Source organism: Mycolicibacterium vinylchloridicum, assembly GCF_013404075.1.
GTDB classification, from domain to species: Bacteria; Actinomycetota; Actinomycetes; order Mycobacteriales; family Mycobacteriaceae; genus Mycobacterium; species Mycobacterium vinylchloridicum.
The window spans coordinates 89,576-114,428 of sequence record NZ_JACBJQ010000021.1 but is presented as its reverse complement, the minus strand read 5'-3'; the positions used below and the strand labels follow the sequence as shown (position 1 = coordinate 114,428).

Genomic DNA, 24,853 nt, shown 5'->3' with positions numbered 1-24,853 from the left:
ACATGCCGGGCGCGGCGTACTTGGCGTTCCACGCGTCAAGCTCGGCCTGCAGTTCCGGGTCGGCGACCAGCTTGCCCTCACGCATGCCATCGGCACGTTGCCGGCCCCACGTGAAGCCGCGTTTGCGCGCCCGGTCCTCATCAGAGAACGTGCCGTCGGGATTGAGATGCAACGCCATCCGGTGGGCGATGCGCTCCAGCTGATCCGGGCGCACGTTGACCGCATGGGTGGCCAACGCGCGCTCGGCCTTCTCCCGTTCCGCCGGAGGGACGTGGTCGGGCAAATCGGCGAAGAACTTCTGGATCACCCGCAGATGCTCACCATCGAGCTGCCCGGCATGCCAGGCCAGCGACGTTTCCGGTAGCTGCGGGGCCAGCGGCTCCCCGGTCAATGTGGTGCGCGGGGCCAGCTGAGCGGCATCACGGATCCGCCGCCTGGCCTCCTTCGGGCTGACCCGCAACACATCGGCCAACGTGATCCCCACCGGCGGACACCCCTCGAACTGCTCCAACCGGGACACCCAGGACAGCGACACCGCCGCGAGCAGACGCCGGACAGTCTCGAGCTTCTCGACCGCCACGAACCGCTGCGCCGGGGACAACGCCTCGATATCGACCGCACCCAAGGCCTCGGCCTCACCGGCGAGCGCCTCCAACTCGCCACTCGAACACACGTTCGAATCCATGAATCGGAGACTACGCCAGACCCCCGACAAGAATTGGACGCCGTGACGATCTGTGGGGTCAGTTGACCCGGCGGCCGGCCAGATGTGCCGTCAGTGCCAGCACCGACACCGTCACCATGACCACGGCCAGCGGCAGGGCGGTGTGTTCGCCGCCCAGGCCGACCAACGGTGACACGGCGGCGCCGAGCCCGAACTGCAAAGCGCCCAGGCCCGCTGATCCGGCACCGGCCGCGCGCGGCACGGCGCTCAACGCCAGAGCGGTGGCATTGCCGAGGATCAGGCCCTGGCAGGCGACCGCCACGAAGATCGGAATCGTGATCAGCCACACCGGTGACCCGGTCAGGACCAGTGTCAGCAGGACCAGCGTGGCGGCCACGGTCAGCACCAAGCCGATGCCGAGAAGCTTGGCGCTGGATATGGTTTGGTTCAGCCGTGACGACGCTGCGCTGACGGTGATCATGCCCAGGGCATTGACGCCGAAGGCGATGCCGTACTGCGTCGGGGTGAGGCCCACCATCACCTGGTAGACGAACGGTGAGGCCGAGATGTAGGCCATCATCACCGAGAAGCCGAAACCGAAGGCCAATGTGTTGGCGAGGTAGGTCCGAGAGCGCAGTGCCGACCACGGTGAGATGCCCTGCGCGGCATCACTTTTGAGTTCAGCTCGCCGTTCGGCGGGGTGCGACTCGCGGACCACGAGCACGATCGAGACCAGCATCGCCACCGCGATCGCGCACACCACCCAGAGGATGCCGCGCCAGCCAAGGGGACCGACCAGCAGGCCGCCGGCGAACGGGGCGACCACCGGTGCGACACCGCCGACGATCATCATCAGGCTGAACGCGCGCCCGGCGGTCTTACCGTCGGTGAGGTCGGAGATCACGGCACGGCCGATCACCATTCCGGCGGCACCGGTGAACCCCTGGGCGAACCGGGCCGCGATGAGGATGCCGATGCTCGGCGCGGTGGCCGCGACCACGCTGGCGGCCACGCACAACAGGGCGCCGACGAGCAACGGGCGGCGCCGGCCGAGCCGGTCGGAGAGCGGGCCGAACGTCAGCTGGCCGAAGGTCAGCCCGAGCAGAAATGCGGTCAGGGTCAGCTGCACGGCGGTGGCGCTGCCCTGCAATTCCGCCGTCATCTCCGGGAACGCCGGCAGGTACAGGTCGGTGGCCACCGGTGCGACCGCACTCAGCAGGGCGAGCACTACGAGCAGCCATGGCGAAATGGCTGCCTCGCGGTGCGCTGCGTCAGTGGGCTGGGCGACGGTGGTCATGGAAAGTCCTCGATCAGGTAGTTATGATGTAATAACTATTGAATCATAACTAGTGGGGTAGGATTTGTCGATGGACAGTGAGCTGGCCGATCTCGCCGAGGCGATCCTCGGAGTCGGGCGAGAACTCCGGATGCGCGTCGATGCCGATGTCGAGCACTTGACCGCACAGGAAGCCCATGTGATGCGGCACATCGATCACCATCCGGGTGTGACGCCCAGCGATGTCGCGCGTGCGACCGGCCTGCAGCGCAGCAATTTGTCGACCGCGCTGCGGGGGCTGGAACGCCGGGGTTTCGTCGAACGGCGCGCTGATCCGCACGACGCGCGTGGCATCAATCTGTTCCCGACCGATCGGGCCGCCGAGAACCTCACGCGGCTCCGGCGGCAATGGGCACAGCACCTGTCCAGCGCGCTGGGCGGCGACGTCGAGAACGCGGCGGTGGCCAAAGCTCTGCTCAAGCGGGTCGAGGCGGGCCTGATGGCCGAGCGGCTCGCCTGATTACCCCTGCTTACATCGGAGCGTTGGCCGGCTGGAACACCCCGGTGCTGTCAGCTTCCTCTTCGGCGCGGATGACGTGCACGACGGCGTTGATCAGCGCCAGGTGGGTGAACGCCTGCGGGAAGTTACCGAGATGGCGGCCGGTGCGCGGCTCGATCTCCTCGGCGTAGAGGTGCAGCGGGCTGGCGAACGACAGCAGCCGCTCGCACAGATGCCGGGCGCGGCTGACCTCGCCGATCTCGACCAATGCCGACACCAGCCAGAACGAGCAGATCGTGAAGCTGCCCTCCTCGCCGGACAGGCCGTCGTCGGTCTCGTCGACCCGGTAGCGCAGGACCAAGCCGTCCTCGGTGAGCTCGTCGGCGATCGCGATCACGGTGGCCCGCACCCGAGGGTCGTCCGACGGCAGGAACCGCACCAGGGGGACCAGCAGCAGCGATGCGTCCAGCGCGTCGTCGCCGTAGCGCTGGGTGAGCACCCCGCGCTCGTCCACCCCGTGCGTCAGGATGTCGGCCTTGATCTCCTCGGCGATCGCCCGCCACTGCTGGGCGTAACTCTTCTCGCCGACCAGCTCGGCCAGCTTGGAGCCGCGATCCAGGGCGACCCAGCACATCACCTTCGACGAGGTGAAATGCTGCGGCTCACCGCGCACCTCCCAGATGCCGCGGTCGGGTTCCCGCCAGTGCTTGATCGCCTCTTCGACCTGCTCCTTGAGCACCGGCCACAGCTGATCGGAAATCTGCTCGCGTGATTTGGCATGCAGATAGACCGAGTCGAGCATCGTGCCCCAGATGTCGTGCTGCATCTGGTTATAGGCGCCGTTGCCGATCCGCACCGGCCGCGCGTTGTCGTAGCCGGATAGGTGGTGCAGCTCCTCCTCGACCAGCTCACGTTCCCCGCCGACGGCGTACATCACCTGCAGCGGGTGCCGTTCACCGTTGTTGGCGCCGGACACGTCGGCGATGAAGGCGAAGAAGTCGTCGGCCTCGCGGTCCAGACCGAGGGTATAGAGGCCCCATAACGCGAACGTCGAGTCACGCACCCAGGCATAGCGGTAGTCCCAGTTGCGTTCGCCCTGCGGGGTCTCGGGCAGCGATGTGGTGGAGGCGGCCAGCAGTGCGCCGGTCGGCGAATATGTCAGCCCCTTGAGCGTGAGCGCGCTGCGCTGCAGGTAGGACCGCCACGGGTGGTCGGGGAAGTCGCCGATGTTGATCCACTGCCGCCACGCCTCGCTGGTTTGCCACATCTTGTCGGCGGCTTCTTCGTAGGTCTGCGGCGACGGATGCTTCGACCACGACAGGGCGACGAAGACGTTGTCACCCTCTTTGAGGCGGGTGCGCGCGCGGGCTTCGCGGCCCTCCAGACCGATGCGCAGGTTGGTGGTCAGTCGCAGCGTGGGGTTGGCGTCAGGATCCTTTCGGGCCCGCGCGATCGCCTCGCCGTAGGCATTTGCCGAGTACTCCCAGGTGGCGTTGACCCGGCCGTAGTCGAAGGACGGCTCGCAGTTCATCACCACCTCGACGGTGCCGCTCACACAGCGCACGGTGCGCAGCAGGATGTGCTCGGCATCCCAGTCCATCGGGGTGCGCCGATGTGTCCTCGATCGGGTGTCGATATCGTGCCACGGGCCCATGACCAGGGCTTCGCGCACGATCAGCCAGCCGGTGTGGGTCTGCCACGTCGTCTCCAGAATGAGGCTGCCGGGCAGGTATCGGCGGGCCGCCGGCACCGAGACGCCGTAGGGGCCCAGCCGGAAATGCCCGGCGCCGCGGTCCAGAATCGCGCCGAAAACGCTGGGCGAATCCGGTCGCGGCACGCACAGCCACTCCACGGCGCCCGCTGACGAGATCAGGCAGGTGTTCTCGCAATCGGACAAGAAGCCGTAGTCCGCGATCGGCGGGAAGGGGTTGCGCAGCGCAGCGGGCGAGGCGTAGGGCACCGGGGCGGTTGCGGACAGCGGCGGCGGGGCTGGGGTGAATGCCACGCTCTCAGTGTCCTCGCCGGCCGGCTGGGCTTGCAGAACCATGGGGACATCATCGACCGCCCAGCCGCATGTCGTCTACTTATGCGCCGATCCGTGGCTTTGCTGTTACCGCCGGTGACAAGCCGGTGACGACCGCGGCATACGCTGGTGACGTGCAGGGACTGCTGAGTTGGTGGGACGGCGTCGAACTCTGGCTGTCGGGACTCGGATTCGTCCTGCAGACGGTGATCGTGATTCCCGTGGTTTTATTGCTCGCCTATGCGATCGCTCTCGTCATCGACCTGATCCTGGGCAACGGAATCCGGGTGGTGCGTCGTCTTCGTGGCGCTGACCGGCGGCTGCGGTGAGCGGAATGCCGCGATCACGCGTGACTTTGGCCCTGGTGGCGCTGCTGATCCTCGTCATCGTGGTGTGGCTGATCAACCGCTGAGACCCCGGCTCGTCGGCTGATGGATCTCTGTTAAGCTTCGCGCCATGCATTCGGCGACCGGTTACGGCGAGGGCCACATCTTGGCCCTCATTGCCGTCGGTACCTTGGCCGTTGCTGATGTTGCTTGTTGTCGCTGACACCCCTACCCGTCCGCGGTCTGGTGTCGGTGATGGTCGTTGGCATTCGGTTGTCCAGCATCGCCATTCCGTTGCGACGGGGCTCGATTCGCCCGTAACCCCCGCAATGAGAAAGGCCAGCAATGCCCAAGATTCACATCTCCGCTCGCCGGTGGAGCGCTGCAGTCGCGCTCGCGACGACCGCAACGGTGCTCGCCGCCTGTGGTGGTGGATCGAGCGATGTCGTTGGTGGCGGGGATCAGCCGAAGGCTGACACCACGCTCACCCTGGTTGCCTACGCGGTGCCCGAACCCGGGTGGAGCAAGATCATCCCGGCCTTCGCCGCCACCCCGGAGGGCAAGGGTGTCGCGGTGACCACGTCCTACGGCGCCTCCGGCGATCAGTCTCGCGGTGTGGTCGACGGCAAGCCGGCCGACATCGTCAATTTCTCGGTGGAGCCCGACGTCACCCGCCTGGTGAAGGCCAACAAGGTATCCGCCGATTGGAACAAGTCCACCACCAAGGGCATCCCGTTCGGCTCGGTGGTCTCACTGGTTGTTCGGCAGGGCAATCCGAAGAACATCAAGGACTGGGACGACCTGCTCCAACCGGGTATCGAGGTCGTCACCCCGAGCCCGCTGAGCTCGGGATCGGCCAAGTGGAACCTGTTGGCGCCCTACGCCGCCAAGAGCGACGGCGGCAAGGATGCCCAGGCCGGTCTGGACTACGTGAGCAAGCTGGTCAGCGAGCACGTCAAGACCCGTCCGGGCTCCGGCCGGGAGGCCACCGATGTTTTCCTGCAGGGCACCGGCGACGTTCTGATCAGCTACGAGAACGAGGCCATCAACACCGAGCGCCAGGGCAAGCCGGTTGAGCACATCAACCCGCCGCAGACGTTCAAGATCGAGAACCCGGTGGCGGTGGTGACCACCAGCGCCCATGTGGACAAGGCGACCGCGCTGAACAACTACCTGTTCACCCCGGAAGGCCAGAAGATCTGGGCACAGGCCGGATTCCGTCCGGTCGATCCCGCGGTGGCCGCGGACTTCGCGACGGATTTCCCGACCCCGCAGAAGTTGTGGACCATCGCCGATCTCGGTGGCTGGAGCACAGTGGATCCGGCCCTGTTCGACAAGGACAATGGTTCAATCACGAAGATCTACAAGCAGGCGACTGGATGACAGCAGCTATCGAACCGAACCCGCAGGCGGTCCGGCCCGAGCTCACCGGCGGTGACTCGGGCGGGCCGTCCGGCTTCCTGGCTCGTCGTCATGGCACCACCTCCCTTCGGGTGGGTGCCGCGTCGATCTGGCTGAGTGTCATCGTCCTGCTGCCGCTGGCCGCGATCGTGTGGCAGTCGGCCAAGGGTGGATGGCAGGCCTTCTGGGTGACGGTCACCTCCAATGCCGCGCTGGAGTCGTTCAAGGTGACGCTGACGATCTCGATCGGTGTCACGCTGGTGAACGCGGTATTCGGGCTGCTGGTCGCCTGGGTGCTCACGCGCGACGACTTCCCCGGCAAGCGGTTGGTCGACGCCGTGATCGATCTGCCGTTCGCGTTGCCCACCATCGTGGCGAGCCTGGTCATGCTGGCGCTGTACGGGCCCAACAGTCCGGTCGATCTGCATCTGCAGCACACCAAATGGGGTGTGGGCGTTGCACTCCTGTTCGTCACGCTGCCGTTCGTGGTGCGTTCGGTTCAGCCGGTGCTGCTCGAACTCGACCGTGAGGTCGAGGAGGCCGCCGCATCGCTGGGCGCGACCAACTTCGTGATCTTCACCAAGGTGATCCTGCCGGCGTTGCTGCCGTCGCTGCTGTCCGGTGCGGGACTGGCGTTCTCGCGGGCGATCGGCGAGTTCGGCTCGGTGGTCCTGATCGGTGGCGCGGTACCCGGGGAGACGGAGGTCTCCTCGCAGTGGATCCGCACCTTGATCGAGAACGACGACCGCACCGGTGCGGCCGCCATTTCGATTGTGCTGCTGGCGCTCTCGTTCATCGTCTTGTTCATCCTGCGGGCCATCGGGTCACGTGCGGCCAAACGAGAGGAGCTCGAGGCGTGATCCTGTCGCCGCTGGTGCGCTACCTCACCCGCTATGCCGCGCTGGCCTACATCCTCGTACTGGTGCTCGTGCCCGTCGGTCTGATCCTGTGGCGTACCTTCGAACCCGGATTCGGTGCGTTCGTCGATTCCATCACGACGCCCGCCGCGATCTCGGCGTTGCAGTTGTCGCTTCTCGTGGTGGCGATTGTTGTGCCGCTCAACGTGATCTTCGGGGTCCCGACCGCACTGGTGCTGGCGCGCAACAAATTCCGCGGCAAGTCCGCGCTGCAGGCGGTCATCGACCTGCCCTTCGCCGTGTCGCCGGTGGTCGTCGGTGTGGCGCTGATCCTGTTGTGGGGCAGTGGGGGTTTGTTCGGGTTCGTCGAGAACAGCCTCGGTGCGAAGATCATCTTCGGCTTACCCGGCATCGTGCTGGCGAGCATCTTCGTCACTGTCCCGTTTGTGATCCGTGAAGTCGAGCCCGTGCTGCACGAACTCGGCACCGATCAGGAGCAGGCAGCAGCCACCCTGGGATCCAGTTGGTGGCAGACCTTCTGGCGGATCACGTTGCCGTCGATCCGCTGGGGCCTGACCTACGGCATCGTGCTCACCGTAGCCCGTACCCTCGGCGAGTACGGCGCCGTGATCATGGTGTCCTCCAACCTGCCCGGCACGTCGCAGACGCTGACCTTGCTGGTGTCCGACCGCTACAGCCGTGGCGAACAGTACGGTGCCTATGCCCTCTCGACCTTGTTGATGGCCGTCGCGGTGCTGGTCTTGGTCGTCCAGGTGATCCTGGACGCCCGGCAGGCCAAGGCGAGCGAGTAAGTCCACTAGGAGAACGACTCTCATGACCAATGCCATCACCGTCTCCGGGGCGAACAAGCGCTACGGCGAATTCGCCGCACTCGACAACGTCGATTTCGTCGTGCCTGCGGGGTCGCTGACCGCATTGCTGGGCCCCAGCGGGTCGGGCAAGTCGACTCTGTTGCGCGCCATCGCCGGACTGGACCAGCCCGACACCGGCACCATCACCATCAACGGACGTGACGTCACCAATGTGCCCCCGCAGCGACGCGGCATCGGCTTCGTGTTCCAGCACTACGCCGCATTCAAGCACCTGACCGTGCGGGACAACGTCGCGTTCGGGCTGAAGATCCGCAAGAAGCCGAAGGCCGAGGTCAAGGCGAAGGTCGACGACCTGCTCGAGGTCGTCGGACTGGCCGGGTTCCAAACCCGTTATCCCAACCAGCTTTCCGGCGGCCAGCGTCAGCGGATGGCGCTCGCGCGTGCGCTCGCCGTCGACCCCGAGGTGCTGTTGCTCGACGAACCGTTCGGCGCGCTGGACGCCAAGGTCCGCGACGATCTGCGGACCTGGCTGCGCCGCCTGCACGACGAGGTGCATGTCACGACCGTGCTCGTCACCCACGATCAGGCCGAGGCACTCGACGTCGCCGACCGGATCGCCGTGCTCAACAAGGGGCGTATCGAACAGGTCGGCTCACCGACCGACGTCTACGACAGCCCGGCCAACGCGTTCGTGATGTCCTTTCTCGGCACGGTCTCGTCGCTCAATGGAATCCTGGTGCGCCCGCACGATATTCGCGTCGGCCGCAATCCCGAGATGGCCATCGCCGCCGGCGACGGAACCGCCGAGTCCACGGGTGTCACGCGGGCCACCATCGACCGGGTCGTCTACCTCGGCTTCGAGGTGCGGGTCGAGTTGACCAGTGCTACCAACGGTGCGCCGTTCACCGCGCAGATCACTCGCGGCGACGCCGAGGCGCTGGGATTGAAAGAGGGCGACACCGTGTATGTGCGGGCCACCCGGGTGCCGCCGATCGCCGGTGAAGTGCAGGTCGCGGCCAGCGAGGCCGTGACGCGTTAGGCCGCCGCGGTTCTGGCGGCCACGGCCGCATCGAACCGGTCCAGCACCGTCTGGGCGACCAGAGGGTGCGCGCCCAGTGGCGCGACCATCGACATGCCCTCGGCGTCGGCGATTGCCGCCACCCGGTCGGTGATCCGTCCCGGCGCGATGAACCACGGCGCCACGACGATTCGCCGTGCGCCCTTGCGGCGCAGCGATTCGACTCCGTCCAAGACCGATGGCTGGGGCCCGGTGGCGTAGGCCACCTGCACCCCGGACCAGCGTGTCCCGCGCGCTAGCGTGTCGGCGAGCGCCGAGGTGCGGGCGTTGGCGTCGGGATGCGAAGACCCGACCGCCACCACCAGCACACCGAGCCCGCGCTCGAAGTTGTGAATCTGCTCCTGCGCCAGCCGTTCCCGCATCACGGTGAGCAGCCGCGGGTCCTCGCCCAACGTGCCGGCTTGGATCACGTCGGCCCCGGCGTCGGCAATCATCGCCGGGATGTCGGTGCGGGCGTGATAGGCGCTGGCGAGCAGTAGCGGCGTCACGACCGCAGGGCCGTCGAGGGTGCGCAGCGCGTCAGCCAGATTCGGAGAGTTCTGCTCGCAGAACGCAACCGGCACGTCGAGCTCGGGCCGCAGCGCGCGGACATGCTCGGCCACCCCATATGTGGTGTCGGCCGAGCGCGGATCTGCACTGCCGTGTGCGGTGAGGATAAGCCTCACGAAACGTGGAGCCCGCATTCGGTTTTCGCCAAGCCCTGCCAGCGCCCGCTGCGCGGGTCGGCGCCGTCGATCGGCTTGGCCGTGCACGGCGCGCAGCCGATCGACGGATAGCCTTCCTCGACAAGCGGATTCACCAGCACGCCGTTGGCCTGGATGTAGGCGTCCATCTCCTCGTCGCTCCACGCGGCGAGGGGATTGATCTTCACCAGCTTGAAGCCTTCGTCGAAGCTGATCAGCGGTGCGTTGGCGCGGGTGGGGGCCTCGACCCGGCGAATGCCGGTGACCCAGGCCGTATATCCAGCCAGTGCCTTGCTCAACGGAGTCACCTTGCGCAGCCGGCAGCATTCGGTTGGGTTGCTGGCGAACAGATCCTTGCCCAGCAGCTGGTCCTGCTCGGCCACGCTGTGTTCGGGTGTGACGTTCACGACATGGATGTCGTAGACCGCCTCGACCGCGTCACGGGTGCCGATCGTCTCGGCGAAGTGGTAGCCGGTATCCAGGAACAGGACATCGACGCCGGGGCGCACCTTGGCGGCCAGATCGACCAGAACTGCGTCCTGCATGTTGGAGGCGACCACATACTCGCCGCCGAAATGCTTGTCGGTCCATTCCAGCAACTCCACGGCACTGGCATTGGCCAGCTCGGCAGCGCCTTGTGCCGCCAGCTCGCGCAGCTCGGCCTCGGTCACTCGATCCACCCCAATGCTCATCGCAATTCCTCTTCCTCTGCCCGGACAACCCACTGGGCGAAACGCTCGCCGTCGTTTCTTTGTTTCACGAAGTTGCGCACGACCCGCTCGATGTAGTCGCCGAGCTCGCTCGAGAGCACCTTGTGCTGGCGCAGTTTGCGGCCGAAGCCGCTGTCCAGCCCGAGGCTGCCGCCCAGATGAACCTGGAACCCTTCCTCCGGGCCGTTACCGTCGTCGATCATCTGACCCTTGAAGCCGATGTCGGCGATCTGGATACGGGCGCACGAGTTGGGGCAGCCGTTGATGTTGACCGTGACCGGGACGTCGAGCTGGGAGTTGATGTCCTCGAGCCGCTTCTCCAGATCGGGCACCAGGCTCTGCGCGCGCACCCGGGTTTCGGCGAAGCTCAGCTTGCAGAACTCGATTCCTGTGCAGGCCATCAGGTTTCGTCGCCAGTGCGACGGCGTTGACGGCAAGCCGAGCGCGTCGAGCCCGCTGCGCAGCTCGTCGAGCCTGTCATCGGGAACGTCGAGCACGATCAGCTTCTGGTACGGCGTGAACCGGACCCGGTTGGAGCCGACGGACTCGGCCAGGTCGGCGACCTTCGTGAGGATCGTGCCCGAGACGCGTCCGGCGATCGGTGCCACCCCGACAGCGTTGAGCCCGTTCTTGAGCCGTTGCACGCCGACGTGGTCGATCGGGCGGACGACGGGCTCGGGTGCGGGCCCGTCGATCAGGGGCCGCTTCAGGTACTCCGTTTCGAGAACTTCGCGGAACCTGTCAACGCCCCAGTCCTTGATCAGGAACTTCAGCCGGGCTTTGGCACGCAACCGCCGGTAGCCGTAGTCGCGGAACACGCTGACCACGGCCTCCCAGACGTCGGGCACCTCGTCCAGCGGCACCCACGCGCCGACGCGTTGTCCGAGCATCGGATTGGTGGACAGACCGCCGCCGACCCACAGGTCGAAACCGGGACCGTGTTCGGGGTGGTTGACCCCGATGAAGGCGACGTCGTTGACCTCGTGCACCACGTCCTGCAGGCCGCTGATGGCGGTCTTGAACTTGCGGGGGAGGTTCGAGTACTCCGGCTTGCCGATGTAGCGCTTCACGATCTCGTTGATCGCGGGCGTACCGTCGATGACCTCGTCGAGCGATTCTCCCGCCAGTGGCGAGCCCAGCACCACGCGTGGGCAGTCGCCGCACGCCTCGGTGGTCTGCAGACCCACCTCATCGAGGCGGCGCCAGATCTCCGGCATGTCCTCGACCTGGATCCAGTGGTACTGCACGTTCTCGCGGTCGCTGATATCGGCGGTATCGCGGGCGAACTCGGTCGAAATGCCGCCGAGGGTGCGCAGCGCGGCGGTGGTCAGCGCGCCACCGTCGCTGCGCACCCGCAGCATGAAGAACTCGTCTTCGAGCATGTCGGTGTTCTCGTCACCGGTCCAGGTGCCGTCATAGCCCGGCTTGCGCTGGGTGTACAGACCCCACCAGCGCATGCGGCCGCGCAGGTCGGTCTTGTCGATGCTCTCGAAGCCCTGCTTGGCGTAGATGTTCTCGATGCGGGCCCGGACGTTGAGCGCGTCGTCTTCCTTCTTGAACTGCTCATTGGGATTGAGCGGCTCGCGCTCGCCGAGGGCCCACTGGCCCTCGCTGCGCGACTTGGGCGCCTTGGTCGGCTGACTCATGAAATGTGCTCCTCGATGTCAAGGAGCTGGCGTTCGAATCGCGCGAATCCACCGGTGAGCTGTTTCCGGCGGCGCAGATCCGGTCGGCCAGCTGAAGTACAGGTGGGCGGGTCTACGGCGTCAAGCCAGACAACAACAGGTACAGACGCGCTTGAAATCCACATGCCGCCGAGCCACCAGTGCCACACGGCGCAGGTTCTGGGGGGCGAGCATGCGCGCCATTCTGCCACGAACCGCGTCGATAGCTCTAACCGGGCCAAATTTTGGCTCGCGCTGATCCGAACTCGAGTTGGGGCACCTAGCCCGCCGGGGTGCCGTTACTACGGCCGTCGTTGCCAGGCTTGCCGTTCTTGGTGCCGCCGACCCCGCCGGCCCCGCCGGCTCCACCCCGGCCGCCGATGCCGGCGCTACCGCCGTTGCCGCCGTCGCCGCCGTAGGCGTTGTTCGACCCCGAGGATGCTTTGCCGCCGTTGCCGCCGTTGCCGCCATTGCCGAGGGCCCCGCTGGTCCCGCCGCGGCCTCCGGAGCCTCCGGCGGCCAACGCCTTGGCCGCGGCGTCTCCGCCGCCGCCCCCGGCGCCGGCCGCACCGACCGCACTGCGCCCGCCGGCACCGCCGCCACCGCCATGGGCTATCGACGCCGTACTGGAGCCGTTGCCGCCGTTGCCGCCGTTGCCGCCGTTACCGCCGAGCATGGCCTGGCCACCCTGCCCACCGAGACCGCCGAATGCGGGACCGGCACCACTGGCGTCACCACCCTTTCCGCCAGCCCCGGCGGCGCCGAAACCCGAACTGGTTCCGCCGGTCCCACCGGCGCCGGCGTTTGCGTAGTCGGTCTGGCTGCTTGCGCTGCCGCCGGCACCGCCGTTGCCTGCAGCGCCGAACAGTCCTGCGCTGCCACCGGTTCCGCCGGCGCCTCCGGTGGCGGGATTCAACTTGGTGGGGTCGTTGTTGATCTGGGTGGCGATGCCGCCGCGTCCGCCTGAACCGCCGTTGCCGACGAGCAGGCCACCGCGGCCGCCGGTACCGCCTGCTCCGCCGACGGCGGGAATGCCGCCCATACTCGTCAGGTGATCGGTGCCGTTTCCGCCGGCACCGCCGTTGCCGAAGAGCCCGGCGTCTCCTCCGTTACCGCCCTGCTGGCCGGTCAGAACGCCGTCTCCGCCGCGGCCGCCATTGCCGAACAGAAGTCCACCACGGCCGCCGTCCTGGCCGGGCCCACCGTCGGCGCCATTACCGATCAGCAGCCCGCCGTTTTCCCCCGGCTCGTCGCCGTTTCCGATCAAGAAGCCAATCGGGTTGCCGATGTTGACCGCAATGAGATCGGCGGGGTTCGAAGCTGCCGGCGCGACGTGCCGTGCCGCGTTGCCCCCCGTCCGCGCCGACACGCGCGCGTGCACCGCCGGGGCGAAGGACCTCACGAGTCCGTCCACGGACTCGACGCTGGGGTCGAGAGACGGAGCGTTGCCAAGGCCGGCGACGGTCTGCCGGGCGGTAGCTGACGTGCCACCGTGGCCGGGGCTGCCACGGCGGACCGCGATCACGCTCGCCGGGGCGTCCGTTTCCGCGAACACATGGTGCCGGTCGCCGATCGGCGACCGCGCGGGCGCGGGTGCGACACGAGGCGCGCTTGCGCGAACCGACATGGTTTCACCAACGGCGTCAGGGGCTGCCGCTGCAAGGACACCGGCGGTCAGCGCAGTGGCGGTGAGTATCGACTTTCCGATCACGAATCGCTCCATGAGCGTCAACGGTCATCGAGCGCGCCATCCGACACATCGGTGGGCACTGCCCATATTCGCGTCGACGCGGCACATGCCTATCTACGGCCCGCGGCTCTGCTCAGCGCGTCCGGCCACGGAGACGGCTCTGCGACACTGGACGCATGTCGGTCCGTCCCGCACCGGCCGCCCTCCCGGAACTCGCCCTGACGCCCGGCACGGCGTTCGGCGTCTATGTCCATGTTCCGTTCTGCGCTACCCGCTGCGGGTACTGCGACTTCAACACCTACACCGCCGCCGAGCTCGGCGGAGCGTCCCCACAGGGCTGGCTGACTGCGCTGCGCGCCGAGCTCGAATTGGCCGCAGGCTCGCTGGGCGCGGTGCCGGTCGACACGGTGTTCGTCGGCGGCGGCACCCCGTCGCTGCTCGGCGGAGCCGGGCTGGCCGAGGTGCTCGACGCGGTGCGGGACAACTTCGCCCTGGCTGCCAGGGCGGAGGTGACCACCGAGGCCAACCCGGAGTCGACGTCACCTGAGTTCTTCTCCCGGATCCGCGCGGCCGGCTACACCCGGGTGTCGCTGGGCATGCAGTCGACCGCGCCCCGGGTGCTGGCGGTGCTGGACCGGACGCATTCGCCCGGCAGGGCGCTGACCGCCGCCGCCGAGGCGACGGCGGCCGGCTTCGAGCACCTCAACATCGACCTCATCTACGGCACACCGGGGGAGTCCGACGACGACCTGGTGCGCTCGGTCGACGCCGCCCTGGCCGCCGGTGTCGACCATGTGTCGGCCTACGCGCTGATCGTCGAGGAGGGCACGGCGCTGGCCCGCCGAGTGCGGCGCGGGGAGATCGACGCACCCGACGACGACGTCCTCGCCCACCGCTACGAGCTGCTCGACCAGCGGCTCTCCGCGGCCGGGCTGAGCTGGTATGAGGTGTCGAACTGGAGCCGCCCCGGCGGCGAATGCCGGCATAACGTCGGCTACTGGGACGGCGGGCAGTGGTGGGGTGCGGGCCCCGGCGCCCACGCGTTCGTCGGCGACACCCGCTGGTGGAACCTCAAGCATCCGAGCGCCTACGCCGAAGCGCTCACCCGCGGCCAAGCGCCGGTCGCCGAGTTCGAGCGCCTCGACGCCCACGCCCGGCACATCGAGAACGTGCTGCTGGGCATCCGGTTACGCACGGGGCTGCCGTGGGCGGCGCTCACAGAATCCGAACAGCGGCGCGCGGACGATGCCGTGGCAGGGGGTCTGCTGATCCGGGCCGGCGACCGGCTGGTGCTCACCGACCGCGGACGGTTGTTGGCTGATGCCGTGGTGCGGGACGTGCTGGACTGATTCGGCGGGCAAGAGCGAAGCGACCGGGGGTTGACTCAGCTCGGGTATTGCCCGTTGACTCCGCCGTCCATGTCGAAGACCCGGGCATGCAGCACGGTGCGATTACGTAGTGCGGCGCGTACCGCGCGGTGCAGGCCGTCCTCGAGGTAGATCACGCCGTGCCAACGGACGGCATGCGGGAACAGGTCGCCGTAGAACGTGGAGTCCTCCGAGAGCAGACGATCCAGTGCGAGCACCGTTGTGGTGGTGACCAATTCGTCGAGGCGGATCTGTCGCGGGGGGATCTGCGACCAGTCGCGATAGGTCAGGCCATGCTCGGGATACGGCTTGCCCTCCCGAACGCCCTTGAAGATCATCGGGCCGTAGCCCCGAGCGCAGCCCCCCGACTCCGCATCACCATTCGAGCAAGGCTAGTCGCTGTCGCGCCGCACGTCAGCGCCGGGCGAACTTCTGTTCGCGCGGCGCGCGGTGGCACTCGGCGCGCACGGGTGCTAACTACGAGTGAAGCTGACCGTAAAATGAAGGCAACTTGGAGGTGGATCAGATGGGAAGTGCCGACGACCGTCGCTTTGAGGTACTTCGCGCCATCGTCGCCGACTTCGTCGCGACCAAGGAACCGATCGGATCCAAGGCCCTCGTCGACCGCCACAACCTCGGGGTGTCCAGCGCCACCGTGCGCAACGACATGGCCGTGCTGGAGGCCGAGGGCTACATCACCCAGCCCCACACCAGCTCCGGGCGGGTGCCCACCGAGAAGGGCTATCGCGAGTTCGTCGACCGCATCGACGACGTCAAACCGCTGTCCGGCTCCGAGCGCCGCGCGATCATGCAATTCCTGGAATCCGGGGTCGACCTCGACGATGTGCTGCGCCGTGCGGTGAAGCTGCTGGCCCAGCTGACTCGCCAGGTCGCGATCGTCCAGTACCCGACGCTGTCCACGTCGACGGTCCGCCACCTCGAGATCGTGGCGATCACGCCCGCGCGGCTGCTGATGGTTGTCATCACCGACTCTGGCCGGGTCGACCAGCGCATGGTGGAGCTGGGCGACACCATCGATGATCACCAGCTGTCCCAATTGCGCGAACTGCTCGGTCAAGCGCTCGAGGGCAAGCGCCTCGCCGCGGCCTCGGCCGCGGTGGCCGACCTCGCCGCGCAACTCGACGGATCCGGCGGGCTGGGCGATGCCGTCGGGCGTTCGGCGACCGTGCTGCTGGAATCCCTGGTCGAACACAACGAGGAACGCCTGTTGATGGGCGGCACCGCCAACCTGACGCGCAACACCGCCGACTTCGGCGGCTCGCTGCGCTCGATTCTGGAAGCCCTCGAGGAGCAGGTGGTGGTGCTTCGGCTGCTGGCCGCCCAGCAGGAAGCGGGTAAGGTCACGGTGCGCATCGGCCATGAGACCGAGGCCGAACAGATGGCCGGCACATCGGTGGTGACCACGACCTACGGCAGTTCGGGCACCGTCTTCGGCGGCATGGGCGTCTTGGGGCCGACCAGAATGGACTATCCGGGGACTATTGCCAATGTCGCGGCGGTTGCGATGTACATCGGCGATGTCCTAGGACACCGGGCCGGATAGCCGGCCGGATTTCGAAAGGTCAAGTGTGGCACGGGATTACTACGGCTTACTCGGGGTGAGCCAGGGCGCCAGCGATCAGGAGATCAAGCGCGCCTATCGAAAGCTGGCCCGCGAGCTGCACCCCGACGTCAACCCCGACGAGGCCGCCCAGCATCGGTTCAAGGAGATCAGCGCCGCCTACGAGGTGCTGTCCGATCCGGAGAAGCGCCGCATCGTCGACCTCGGTGGAGATCCGCTCGAGGGCGCCGGCGCGGCCAACGGCTTCAGTGGCTTCGGTGGTTTGGGTGACGTGTTCGAAGCGTTTTTCGGCGGTGGCGGCGCATCGCGCGGTCCGATCGGGCGGGTGCGTCCCGGCTCGGACTCGCTGCTGCGGATGCGGCTGGACCTGTCCGAGTGCGCGACCGGCGTGACCAAGCAGGTCACCGTCGACACCGCCGTGCTGTGTGACATCTGCCAGGGCAAGGGGACTCACGGCAATTCCACCCCGGTCGCGTGCGACACCTGTGGCGGCCGCGGCGAGGTGCAGACCGTGCAGCGCTCCCTGCTCGGCCAGGTGATGACCTCCCGTCCCTGCCCGACCTGCCGCGGTGTCGGCGAGGTCATCCCCGACCCGTGTCACCGATGCGGCGGCGACGGCCGGGTGCGCGCCCGCCGGGATATCAGCGTGAAGATCCCGGCCGGTGTCGGCGACGGCATGCGCGTCCGGCTGGCCGCCCAGGGCGAGGTCGGCCCGGGCGGCGGGCCGGCGGGCGACCTCTACGTCGAAGTCCACGAGCAGCAGCACGACATCTTCATCCGCGACGGCGACGACTTGCACTGCACGATCTCCGTGCCGATGGTCGACGCCGCGCTCGGCACCACCGTGACCGTCGACGCCATCCTCGACGGGCCGACCGAGATCACCATCGAGCCCGGCACTCAGCCGGGCTCGGTGACCACGTTGCGCGGGCACGGCATGCCGCACTTGCGTTCCGGCGTGCGGGGGAACCTACACGCGCACATCGAGGTAACGGTGCCCGGCAAGCTCGACGCGCGGGCCAGGGAACTGCTCTCCGAGTTCAAGACCCGCAGCCACGCCGAGCCCGAGGTCAGGTCCGCGCACGCCGCGGCAGGCAACTCTGGTGGCCTGTTCAGCCGGCTGCGCGAAACCTTCAGCGGCCGCTAGGCATTGGCCGACACACTGTTCTACGCCGACGCCGTCCCGGCGGTCGGGGAGCGTGCCGTCGTCGACGGCGACGAAGGCTTCCACGCCGCCACGGTACGGCGCATCCGCCCGGGTGAAGCGCTCGTGCTGTCCGACGGCGACGGGGCTTTGGCTCGCTGCGAGGTCGAGGAGACCAGCAAGCGCGGGTTCTCAGCTCGGGTGCTCGAACGCTGGACGGCGCCCCGTCCCGCCCCGACGGTGACTGTTGCCCAGGGCATTCCGAAGTCGGAACGGTCGGAGTTGGCGATCGAGCTGGCCACCGAGGCCGGCGCCGACGACTTCATCGCCTGGCAGGCGGACCGGTGCGTCGCGCGCTGGGACGGTGAGCGGGCCGAGAAGGGGTTGCGCCGCTGGCGTGCGGTGGCGCGGTCGGCGGCTCGCCAGTCGCGGCGCGCCTACATTCCCGGCATCAGCGGGCCGCTGGTCACCAAGGCGCTGGTGGCTGAGGTCGGGGATCGGGTGAGGGCCGGCGGGCTGGTGCTGGCGCTGCATGAATCCGCCGCTCATCCGATGGTTGAACTTCCTGTGGCGCAAGCGAATTCGATCATGTTGCTGGTAGGTCCCGAGGGTGGGATCAGCGACGGCGAGCTCGACGCATTGGTGGCAGCCGGGGCAACCGCGGTCCGGCTGGGCCCGACCGTGCTGCGCACGACGACCGCCGCGGCGGTGGCCCTCGGCGCACTCGGGGTGCTGACGTCGCGCTGGTCGATCGGCTGAGGGTCAGGACGGCTCGGGCCGGGCCAGTCGCGCGTAGATCGACGCCGCCTCGGCGCGGTTGCTGGCGTGCAGCTTCCGAAGTACGCGCTTCACATGGGATTTCACCGTTCCGGGAGTGATCACCAGCTCGTCGGCGATCTGCTGGTTGGTCCGCCCGTCGGCCATCAGCCGCAGCACCTCGGCTTCGCGGCGGGTCAGCATGTCGTGTACCCGCGACTCGACCTCGGCCAGCCGCCGGCTGGCCGGGCTGCGCTCGGCCGGTTCGACCTTCCTCAGCTCCAAGTCCGCGTCCTGCAGAGCCTGCGCGGCCTGCTCCGCGGTGGCCAGCGCGCTGCGCACCTCGGCATGCTGGCGGCGCATCCGTTCCATCAGCACGGTGCGCTCGAAGGCATAGCCGAACCCTTCGGCGAACGCCCACACCGTATCTCGGTCGATCTCGTCGACGGTGCGCCCGGAGTACAGCCGGTCGGCGTGCAGGAATCCGATCACCCGCCCGGTCGGCATGACCGGGGCCGCGACGTAGGAGTGGGTCAGTGAGAAGTCGATGATCGGGCGGTTGACCCGCGGGTCGTTGCGGGCGTCACGGACGATTTCCGGTGCGTGCCTTCGGATCATCTGCGTTTCCAGGAGCATGTGGTCCAGCTGCGGGGCGACGGACTGGGCGAAGGCCACCATCTTCTCGGCGCCCTCGACGTCGTCGCCGAAGTACGCCGATTCCATCACCATCTTGCCCTCGTGCACCCGGAAGAGGACGGCTCGGTCGAATCCGCACGACTCGACGAGTTCCCGTGGAGCACGGTCGACGATCTTGGCGACCTCGTCGATGCCGCGCAGTTTGGACAGCCCTTCCTGTACGCGCAGCAGCGCCAGCGTTCTGCGCCGGGCGGCGTCCTCGATCAGCTGGCGTTCCAGCAAGGACAGGTCGAGCACTGCTTCCAGCGCGGTCAGTGCCTTCTCGTCGCCGAGGGCTTCCAACGCCTCGCGCACGACGGTGGCGTGGGCGTCGACGGTGTCGGCGACGGCCCGGATCGGGTCGTCGGCGCGTTCGACGATGCCCAGCCGGCAGGCCTCGTCGTAGCGGCGGGTCACCGCGCTGGTCGGCGGTTGTTTGGACGCCCAGCCAGGGTGATTGCCGTCGAGCAACGCGGTCACCGGGAGGGCGTCAAGGGAGTCAGTGGTGGTGGTCACAGTGAGCCGATCGTCTCACCGCGACGGGGGCTGTAGTGGCAAAACCGCCCGGTCGGGAGCGCAACTGACCTCCATCGGGAGATCGACCGGTGCCCGCAGGAGCAATGAGGCTGTTGGCATGACCTCGACGACCTCTTCTGCGCTCCACATGCTGACCACTCCGGAGGGGATCGCAAACCCCTATCCACTCTTCGAGCAACTGCGGGATTCTTCGCCGGTACCGGGCTACCAGGACTGGCCCCCGGGGACGGTGCCCGGCGCCGACGATCCGGTCAGCGCCTGGGCGCTGTTCCGCTACGACCAGGTTTTCGCGGCGGCCCGCGACAGCGAGACGTTCTCGTCGCGCGACCCCATCCAGGAGGCGTCGTCGGCCCCGAGCCTGATGTTGGTCAACACCGACCCGCCCGCGCACACCGGCGAACGCAAGCTGGTCAGCCAGGCGTTCTCGCCGCGGCGCATCCGCCGGCTGGAGAACTGGCTCGCCGACCTGGTGCCGGTGCTGCTCGCCGATTTCGATGCCCGCGTGCACGACGGCGATCCCGATGTCATGGAGTTCGCCGACGAGGTGCCCACTCGCGCCATGGTGCGGCTGCTCGGCCTTCCCGAAGGCGACCACGTCCGATTCAAGAACTGGGCCAACGCCTTCATGCTCTCCTCGACGATGACGCCGCAGGAGCGGATGGCCAGCAACATGGAGATGGTGCAGGCATTCACCGAACGGGTCATTGAACACAGTGCACGCCTTGATGATTCGCAGGACGTCGAGGAAGCCGAAGATCTGATCTCCGCGTTGTTGCGGGCCCAGCTCGACGGGCAGCGGCTGACCCCGGAGCAGGTGGTCCGGTTCTGCGTGACGCTGGTGGTCGCGGGCAGCGAGACGACGACCTACCTGATCGGCAGTGTCCTGCACGCCATGGCGCGCGAACCTGCCGTCACCGCCAGGCTGCGGGCGGACCGGTCGCTGGTGAACACCTTCATCGAGGAAGTCGCGAGACTCACCGGGCCACAACGGCTGTTCCGCATCGCGACCCGCGATGTCGAGATCGACGGCGCCCAGATCAAGAAGGGGGACTGGGTGGCGTTGTTCTTCGGATCGGCCAACCACGATCCTGCTGTGTTCGAAGATCCCCAGCGCCTGGACCTCGACCGGCCCAACATCCGTCAGCATCTGGCGTTCGGCCACGGCCTGCACTTCTGCCTGGGCGCGCCGCTGGCACGGCTGGAGGTGTCCGCCGTCGTCAACGCCGTGCTCGACCGGTATTCGGTGATCGGGCTGTCCGAGGAGCCGGGCGTCCGGCAGACCGCGAGCCTGCTCACCCACGGATTCGTCCGCCTGCCGCTGCAGCTGGCCCGATGACCACCGTCGAGAGCGGCAACATCGCCGCCACCAAAGCGATCTACGCGGCGGTTCCCGCCGGTGATCTGGAAACCGCACTGAGCCATATGGATCCGGAAGTCCGGATCACCTACTACGGCAGCGACGCCATCCCCTATGCCGGTGACTACCACGGCATCGAGGCGGCCATCGAGTTCTTCAGCATCGTGGGCAGCCACATCCAGATCACGGCGATGGAACCGTGGCTGTTCATCGAAGACGGTGACAATCTGGCGGTCTGGGGCCACCAGACGTTCCTGCGGACGGCCACCGGGCACACCTGGGAGTCGGAATTCGCCCACATCATCGCGCTGCGAGACGGCAAGTGGCTGCACTTCCGGGACTTCATGAACTCGGCGCTCACCCACGACGCGTTCACCCGGGGGTAGCGGTCAGAGCCGGGTGGTGAGTATCGCCACTCCGTCACCGTGCAGGTGCTCGAGTGCCCGAGGCCGGCCGGCCAACACCGACGCCAGGTGCGCGGCCGCCCCGGTGACGCGGGGACCAGCACCGTGCCGCCAGCCCGTGTCGTCGGCATGCAAGGCCAGGCCACGTGCTCGCGATCTGGCCGGAATGAACGGATTGGGCACGCGTACTTGAGTTTCCAGAACAGCGGTCAGCGCCTCGTCCGGCACTTCCGGTGCACGACCGACCGCCAGCGCGATATCGAGTTCGTGGATCACGTGGTCGCCGAGTAGCAACTGCGGCGGAAACACCCGGCCGATTCCCCGGGGTGCGTCGATCAACGCGATGAGGTCGTCGCCCAGCTCGCCGGGCGTCCGCCGTGCAGCGAGTTGACGGGCCAGCGCGCAGTTCGCACGATCGAATGACCCTCCGTTCCTGACGATTTCGGCCGACATGGCGATCGGCGGGGCCTGATAGCCGTAGGCGAGGTGGGCGAGTACCTCGTGGTTGGTCCACCCTGTGCACAGGCTCGCCTGTTGCCATTGCGCGGCGGACAACGACCTCGTGAACTCGACGAATCTGAGGTCGTTGCGCCGCAACAGGTTACGCCGGTCCGACATTGAGGTGCTTTCGCAGGAAGTCGGTCTGGTCGGCGAGGAGCTGCGCCAGCAGGGGTGGGTGATAGACGTCGAAGTGGTCGGCGTCGTAGTGGCGGGCTTCACCGCGCGGCGCACGGCGCGCGATGTCCGCGGCGCGCCGGGGGTCCATCAGTGTCTCGCGGTCGCTCACGCAGATCAGCGCGGGTGCGGTGATGCGGCTCGCCGTGCGGGTCGCACTGGTGAGGGCGATCTCCGCGATGTCGGAGGCGCCCACCCGGTTGTCGAACGAGCCGCCGGGGGAGACCGTGGAATTCCAGCCTTCCAGCGCGCCCGGCGCGGTCACCGCAGCTGGGGCACCCGGTGGGCCGACGATCGGAACGTAGTGCGGTGTCCGTCCCAGGAGTCGCCGGCCCACGTCATCGACGATCGGTGCGGTGAGCCGCAGAACGGCGCCGAGCCCCAGTTGTCGCGCGACCGCCGGCCCGTCGACGATCGGGCATTGCACCACGACCGCCGCGACGTCGGGACGGGCGGCCGCGACTTTCAACGCGTGCATCGCGCCGAGACTGGTACCCCACAGGCCGACGCGCCCGGCATCGATATCGGGCAGGCCGGTCAGGAACTCGAATGCCGCCGCGACATCCTGCCGGTGCCGCCGCAGGCTCAGCCGCTGGCGCGGGTATCCGCCTGAGGCGCCCAGCCCTCGATAGTCGCAGGCCAGCGTGGCGATACCGGCCTGGCAGAAGTGCTGTTCGTACTGCTCGAGCGACATCGTGTGGTTGGCGCCGAACCCGTGGACGAGCACCACAGCAGGGTGTGGCCCGGCACCGGCCGGGCGGGTGAGCCAGGCGGCGCAGGTGTCGCCGCCGGAATCGAAAGTCAGCGTGGTGTGAGTGCCTGGTGGCATCGTCCCTCCTAATACGTACGGTGTACGTGTTCTATAACGCGTACGATGTACGTGTCAAGAGGAAGGGAGAGTGCCGATGCGGCCACGCTTCACGATCGGCGAGATCCAGACCGCCGCGCTGCAGATCGTGGACCGAGACGGGCTGTCCGGGCTGAGCATGCGGACGCTGGCCGCCGCACTGGGCACCGGTGCCATGACCCTCTACAACTACGTGCGCGACCGAGATCAGTTGGAGGAGTTGGTCGCCGAGGCGGTGATCGCCGGCGTGGAGCTGCCCGAAACCGGCGGCGATTGGCTGAGTGACGTGCGGGCCGTCGCCACGGCGATGTGGCACAGCGTGCGCGCCCACCCGAATGCCATTCCGCTGGTGCTGACCCGGCGCACGGTGTCACCGACCAGTTATGCGGCGGCCGAGGGGCTCGTCGGGGCGCTGAGCCGCGGCGGTCTGGAGGGCGCCGCTCTGCTGGGTGCCTTCCGGGCAGTGCTCAGCCTGGTGATGGGCAGTGCGCAGGTCGAGTTGGCGGGCCCGCTGGCCGGCGCCGGGCGTGACGAACATCAGCGCCAGGTGGCCGCACAGATCGGCGCGCTGGCAGCCGACCGGCACCACCGGTTGGCTGCGCTGGCCGAGGTGAGCCAGCGATCGTCGGCGGCGGCGGACTTCGAGCATGGGCTGGACCTGCTGTTGGTGGGCATACGGGCCAGCGCCCAGGCGTTATCGACTTCACCGGGTCACGGCCCGGCGGTAGGATGAACGAACCGGCAAACTCGCCCGACCACCAGGAAGCAGGCTTCGAAAACCACGTGACGCCCCGCGAGACGACCGCTGCCTCGCAAGTGCGCAGCAGCATGACTGTTCCGCCCGACCTCGTCGTGGGCCTGCTGGGTTCCGCCGACGAAAACCTGCGGGCACTCGAACGCAGCCTGGCAGCCGACCTGCATGTCCGAGGAAACGCCGTCACCCTGTCCGGTGAGGCGGCCGATGTCGCGATGGCCGAACAGGTGATATCCGAACTCATCGCCATTGTGGCCGGCGGTCAGACGCTGTCTCCCGATGCGGTGCGCCGCAGCATCGCGATGATCGCCGGCGCGGACAACGAGTCCCCGGCCGAGGTGCTGACGCTGGACATCCTGTCCCGGCGCGGCAAGACAATTCGGCCCAAGACCCTCAACCAGAAGCGCTACGTCGACGCCATCGACGCCCACACCATCGTGTTCGGCATCGGCCCGGCGGGCACCGGCAAGACCTATCTGGCCATGGCCAAGGCGGTCAACGCACTGCAGACCAAGCAGGTCACCCGGATCATCCTGACCCGGCCCGCGGTGGAAGCCGGTGAGCGCCTTGGGTTTCTGCCCGGCACGCTGACCGAGAAGATCGACCCGTATCTGCGGCCGCTCTATGACGCGTTGCACGACATGATGGATCCCGCCGCCATCCCGAACCTGTTGAACACCGGGGTGATCGAGGTGGCGCCGCTGGCCTTCATGCGCGGCCGCTCGCTCAACGACGCGTTCATCATCCTCGACGAGGCCCAGAACACCACCGCCGAGCAGATGAAGATGTTCCTCACCCGGCTGGGGTTCGGCTCTAAGATCGTGGTCACCGGTGACATCACCCAGGTCGACCTGCCCGGCGGCGCCAAGTCCGGTCTGCGGGCGGCGATGGATGTCCTCGACGGCATCGACGACATCCATTTCGCCGAACTGACCAGCGCCGACGTGGTGCGCCACCGGCTGGTGTCGGAGATCGTCGACGCCTACGCCAAGGCCGAGCAGCCGGCGCTGATGAACCGCTCCCAACGTCGCTCGACGCGGCGCTAGGGGCA

Annotated in this window: 26 protein-coding genes; 15 read left to right on the top strand and 11 right to left on the bottom strand. The window is 67.8% G+C overall.

Annotated elements, in window-relative coordinates; all coding sequences use genetic code 11:
* A partial coding sequence (locus tag HPC46_RS18865) for a DUF222 domain-containing protein (RefSeq protein ID WP_179472629.1) occupies nucleotides 1-685 on the bottom strand: 685 nt, incomplete at its 3' end.
* A gap of 58 nt (nucleotides 686-743) precedes the next feature.
* Nucleotides 744-1,961 (bottom strand): multidrug effflux MFS transporter, encoded by a 1,218-nt coding sequence (locus HPC46_RS18860; protein WP_179472627.1) that lies wholly within the window; start codon nucleotides 1,959-1,961, stop codon nucleotides 744-746.
* Between the two features lie 70 nt (nucleotides 1,962-2,031).
* Between HPC46_RS18860 and HPC46_RS18855 the strand changes: the two genes are divergently transcribed.
* Entirely contained in the window at nucleotides 2,032-2,460 is a 429-nt protein-coding gene (locus tag HPC46_RS18855; protein ID WP_179472625.1) for a MarR family winged helix-turn-helix transcriptional regulator, read from the top strand.
* Between the two features lie 10 nt (nucleotides 2,461-2,470).
* Here HPC46_RS18855 and HPC46_RS18850 read toward each other — a convergent pair whose 3' ends face one another.
* Nucleotides 2,471-4,486, bottom strand: coding sequence for a glycoside hydrolase family 15 protein (locus HPC46_RS18850; protein WP_233716497.1), 2,016 nt, complete (start codon nucleotides 4,484-4,486; stop codon nucleotides 2,471-2,473).
* Nucleotides 4,487-4,596: 110 nt separating this feature from the next.
* Between HPC46_RS18850 and HPC46_RS18845 the strand changes: the two genes are divergently transcribed.
* The 6 genes from HPC46_RS18845 (at nucleotide 4,597) to HPC46_RS18825 (ending at nucleotide 8,918) form a co-directional block, all read left to right on the top strand.
* Nucleotides 4,597-4,791: a hypothetical protein gene (locus HPC46_RS18845; RefSeq protein WP_036423417.1), complete on the top strand. Its 195-nt coding sequence runs from the start codon at nucleotides 4,597-4,599 to the stop codon at nucleotides 4,789-4,791.
* Between the two features lie 127 nt (nucleotides 4,792-4,918).
* A complete protein-coding gene (locus HPC46_RS35965) occupies nucleotides 4,919-5,011 on the top strand; it encodes an Ms4533A family Cys-rich leader peptide (RefSeq protein WP_353619869.1) in 93 nt (30 codons plus the stop codon).
* Nucleotides 5,012-5,133: 122 nt separating this feature from the next.
* On the top strand, nucleotides 5,134-6,171 hold the full coding sequence (locus tag HPC46_RS18840) for a sulfate ABC transporter substrate-binding protein (RefSeq protein ID WP_179472623.1): 1,038 nt from the start codon (nucleotides 5,134-5,136) through the stop codon (nucleotides 6,169-6,171).
* Complete coding sequence (cysT, locus tag HPC46_RS18835; RefSeq protein ID WP_179472621.1) at nucleotides 6,168-7,049, top strand: sulfate ABC transporter permease subunit CysT; 882 nt, start codon at nucleotides 6,168-6,170, stop codon at nucleotides 7,047-7,049. Before HPC46_RS18840 ends, cysT begins: the two co-directional genes overlap by 4 nt.
* Nucleotides 7,046-7,858, top strand: a complete 813-nt coding sequence (gene cysW, locus HPC46_RS18830) for a sulfate ABC transporter permease subunit CysW (protein ID WP_179472619.1) — start codon at nucleotides 7,046-7,048, stop codon at nucleotides 7,856-7,858. Before cysT ends, cysW begins: the two co-directional genes overlap by 4 nt.
* Nucleotides 7,859-7,880: 22 nt before the next feature.
* A complete protein-coding gene (locus HPC46_RS18825; protein WP_179472617.1) occupies nucleotides 7,881-8,918 on the top strand; it encodes a sulfate/molybdate ABC transporter ATP-binding protein in 1,038 nt (345 codons plus the stop codon).
* On the opposite strand, the gene HPC46_RS18820 is transcribed toward HPC46_RS18825, so the two are convergent.
* From HPC46_RS18820 to HPC46_RS35555, 4 genes are all read right to left on the bottom strand, one after another.
* On the bottom strand, nucleotides 8,915-9,622 hold the full coding sequence (locus tag HPC46_RS18820; protein ID WP_179472615.1) for a sirohydrochlorin chelatase: 708 nt from the start codon (nucleotides 9,620-9,622) through the stop codon (nucleotides 8,915-8,917). The two genes, HPC46_RS18825 and HPC46_RS18820, sit on opposite strands and share 4 nt — an antisense overlap.
* Nucleotides 9,619-10,332 (bottom strand): phosphoadenylyl-sulfate reductase, encoded by a 714-nt coding sequence (locus HPC46_RS18815; RefSeq protein WP_179472613.1) that lies wholly within the window; start codon nucleotides 10,330-10,332, stop codon nucleotides 9,619-9,621. Before HPC46_RS18815 ends, HPC46_RS18820 begins: the two co-directional genes overlap by 4 nt.
* Nucleotides 10,329-11,996, bottom strand: coding sequence for a nitrite/sulfite reductase (locus HPC46_RS18810; protein WP_179472611.1), 1,668 nt, complete (start codon nucleotides 11,994-11,996; stop codon nucleotides 10,329-10,331). The genes HPC46_RS18815 and HPC46_RS18810 overlap by 4 nt, the downstream gene beginning before the upstream one ends.
* A gap of 298 nt (nucleotides 11,997-12,294) precedes the next feature.
* Nucleotides 12,295-13,737, bottom strand: a complete 1,443-nt coding sequence (locus HPC46_RS35555; protein WP_179472609.1) for a PGRS repeat-containing protein — start codon at nucleotides 13,735-13,737, stop codon at nucleotides 12,295-12,297.
* 143 nt (nucleotides 13,738-13,880) lie between these two features.
* On the opposite strand from HPC46_RS35555, the gene hemW reads away from it, so the two are divergent.
* Complete coding sequence (hemW, locus tag HPC46_RS18800) at nucleotides 13,881-15,053, top strand: radical SAM family heme chaperone HemW (protein ID WP_179472607.1); 1,173 nt, start codon at nucleotides 13,881-13,883, stop codon at nucleotides 15,051-15,053.
* Nucleotides 15,054-15,088: 35 nt separating this feature from the next.
* Here the strand turns inward: hemW and HPC46_RS18795 are convergent, their stop codons facing one another.
* On the bottom strand, nucleotides 15,089-15,409 hold the full coding sequence (locus HPC46_RS18795) for a type II toxin-antitoxin system VapB family antitoxin (RefSeq protein WP_005144877.1): 321 nt from the start codon (nucleotides 15,407-15,409) through the stop codon (nucleotides 15,089-15,091).
* Nucleotides 15,410-15,597: 188 nt separating this feature from the next.
* Between HPC46_RS18795 and hrcA the strand changes: the two genes are divergently transcribed.
* The 3 genes from hrcA to HPC46_RS18780 are packed head-to-tail and all read left to right on the top strand — an operon-like array spanning nucleotide 15,598 to nucleotide 18,556.
* Nucleotides 15,598-16,635 (top strand): heat-inducible transcriptional repressor HrcA, encoded by a 1,038-nt coding sequence (gene hrcA / locus HPC46_RS18790; protein WP_005144875.1) that lies wholly within the window; start codon nucleotides 15,598-15,600, stop codon nucleotides 16,633-16,635.
* Between the two features lie 25 nt (nucleotides 16,636-16,660).
* Entirely contained in the window at nucleotides 16,661-17,800 is a 1,140-nt protein-coding gene (dnaJ, locus tag HPC46_RS18785; protein ID WP_005144874.1) for a molecular chaperone DnaJ, read from the top strand.
* A 3-nt stretch (nucleotides 17,801-17,803) separates the two neighbouring features.
* Nucleotides 17,804-18,556, top strand: a complete 753-nt coding sequence (locus HPC46_RS18780) for a 16S rRNA (uracil(1498)-N(3))-methyltransferase (RefSeq protein ID WP_179472605.1) — start codon at nucleotides 17,804-17,806, stop codon at nucleotides 18,554-18,556.
* A gap of 3 nt (nucleotides 18,557-18,559) precedes the next feature.
* Here HPC46_RS18780 and HPC46_RS18775 read toward each other — a convergent pair whose 3' ends face one another.
* Entirely contained in the window at nucleotides 18,560-19,744 is a 1,185-nt protein-coding gene (locus tag HPC46_RS18775; protein WP_179472603.1) for a LuxR C-terminal-related transcriptional regulator, read from the bottom strand.
* 118 nt (nucleotides 19,745-19,862) lie between these two features.
* On the opposite strand from HPC46_RS18775, the gene HPC46_RS18770 reads away from it, so the two are divergent.
* Nucleotides 19,863-21,101: a cytochrome P450 gene (locus HPC46_RS18770; RefSeq protein ID WP_179472601.1), complete on the top strand. Its 1,239-nt coding sequence runs from the start codon at nucleotides 19,863-19,865 to the stop codon at nucleotides 21,099-21,101.
* A complete protein-coding gene (locus tag HPC46_RS18765) occupies nucleotides 21,098-21,508 on the top strand; it encodes a nuclear transport factor 2 family protein (RefSeq protein ID WP_179472599.1) in 411 nt (136 codons plus the stop codon). The genes HPC46_RS18770 and HPC46_RS18765 overlap by 4 nt, the downstream gene beginning before the upstream one ends.
* A 3-nt stretch (nucleotides 21,509-21,511) precedes the next feature.
* On the opposite strand, the gene HPC46_RS18760 is transcribed toward HPC46_RS18765, so the two are convergent.
* Complete coding sequence (locus HPC46_RS18760) at nucleotides 21,512-22,144, bottom strand: maleylpyruvate isomerase family mycothiol-dependent enzyme (protein WP_179472596.1); 633 nt, start codon at nucleotides 22,142-22,144, stop codon at nucleotides 21,512-21,514.
* Complete coding sequence (locus HPC46_RS18755) at nucleotides 22,128-23,030, bottom strand: alpha/beta hydrolase (RefSeq protein ID WP_179472594.1); 903 nt, start codon at nucleotides 23,028-23,030, stop codon at nucleotides 22,128-22,130. The genes HPC46_RS18760 and HPC46_RS18755 overlap by 17 nt, the downstream gene beginning before the upstream one ends.
* A 76-nt stretch (nucleotides 23,031-23,106) precedes the next feature.
* Here HPC46_RS18755 and HPC46_RS18750 point away from each other — a divergent pair, with 76 nt between their 5' ends.
* The gene (locus HPC46_RS18750) at nucleotides 23,107-23,781 is read left to right on the top strand and encodes a TetR/AcrR family transcriptional regulator (RefSeq protein WP_179472592.1); all 675 of its coding nucleotides are present in this window, start codon (nucleotides 23,107-23,109) and stop codon (nucleotides 23,779-23,781) included.
* Between the two features lie 50 nt (nucleotides 23,782-23,831).
* Nucleotides 23,832-24,848, top strand: coding sequence for a PhoH family protein (locus tag HPC46_RS18745; RefSeq protein WP_407665523.1), 1,017 nt, complete (start codon nucleotides 23,832-23,834; stop codon nucleotides 24,846-24,848).
* Nucleotides 24,849-24,853: the final 5 nt, after the last annotated feature.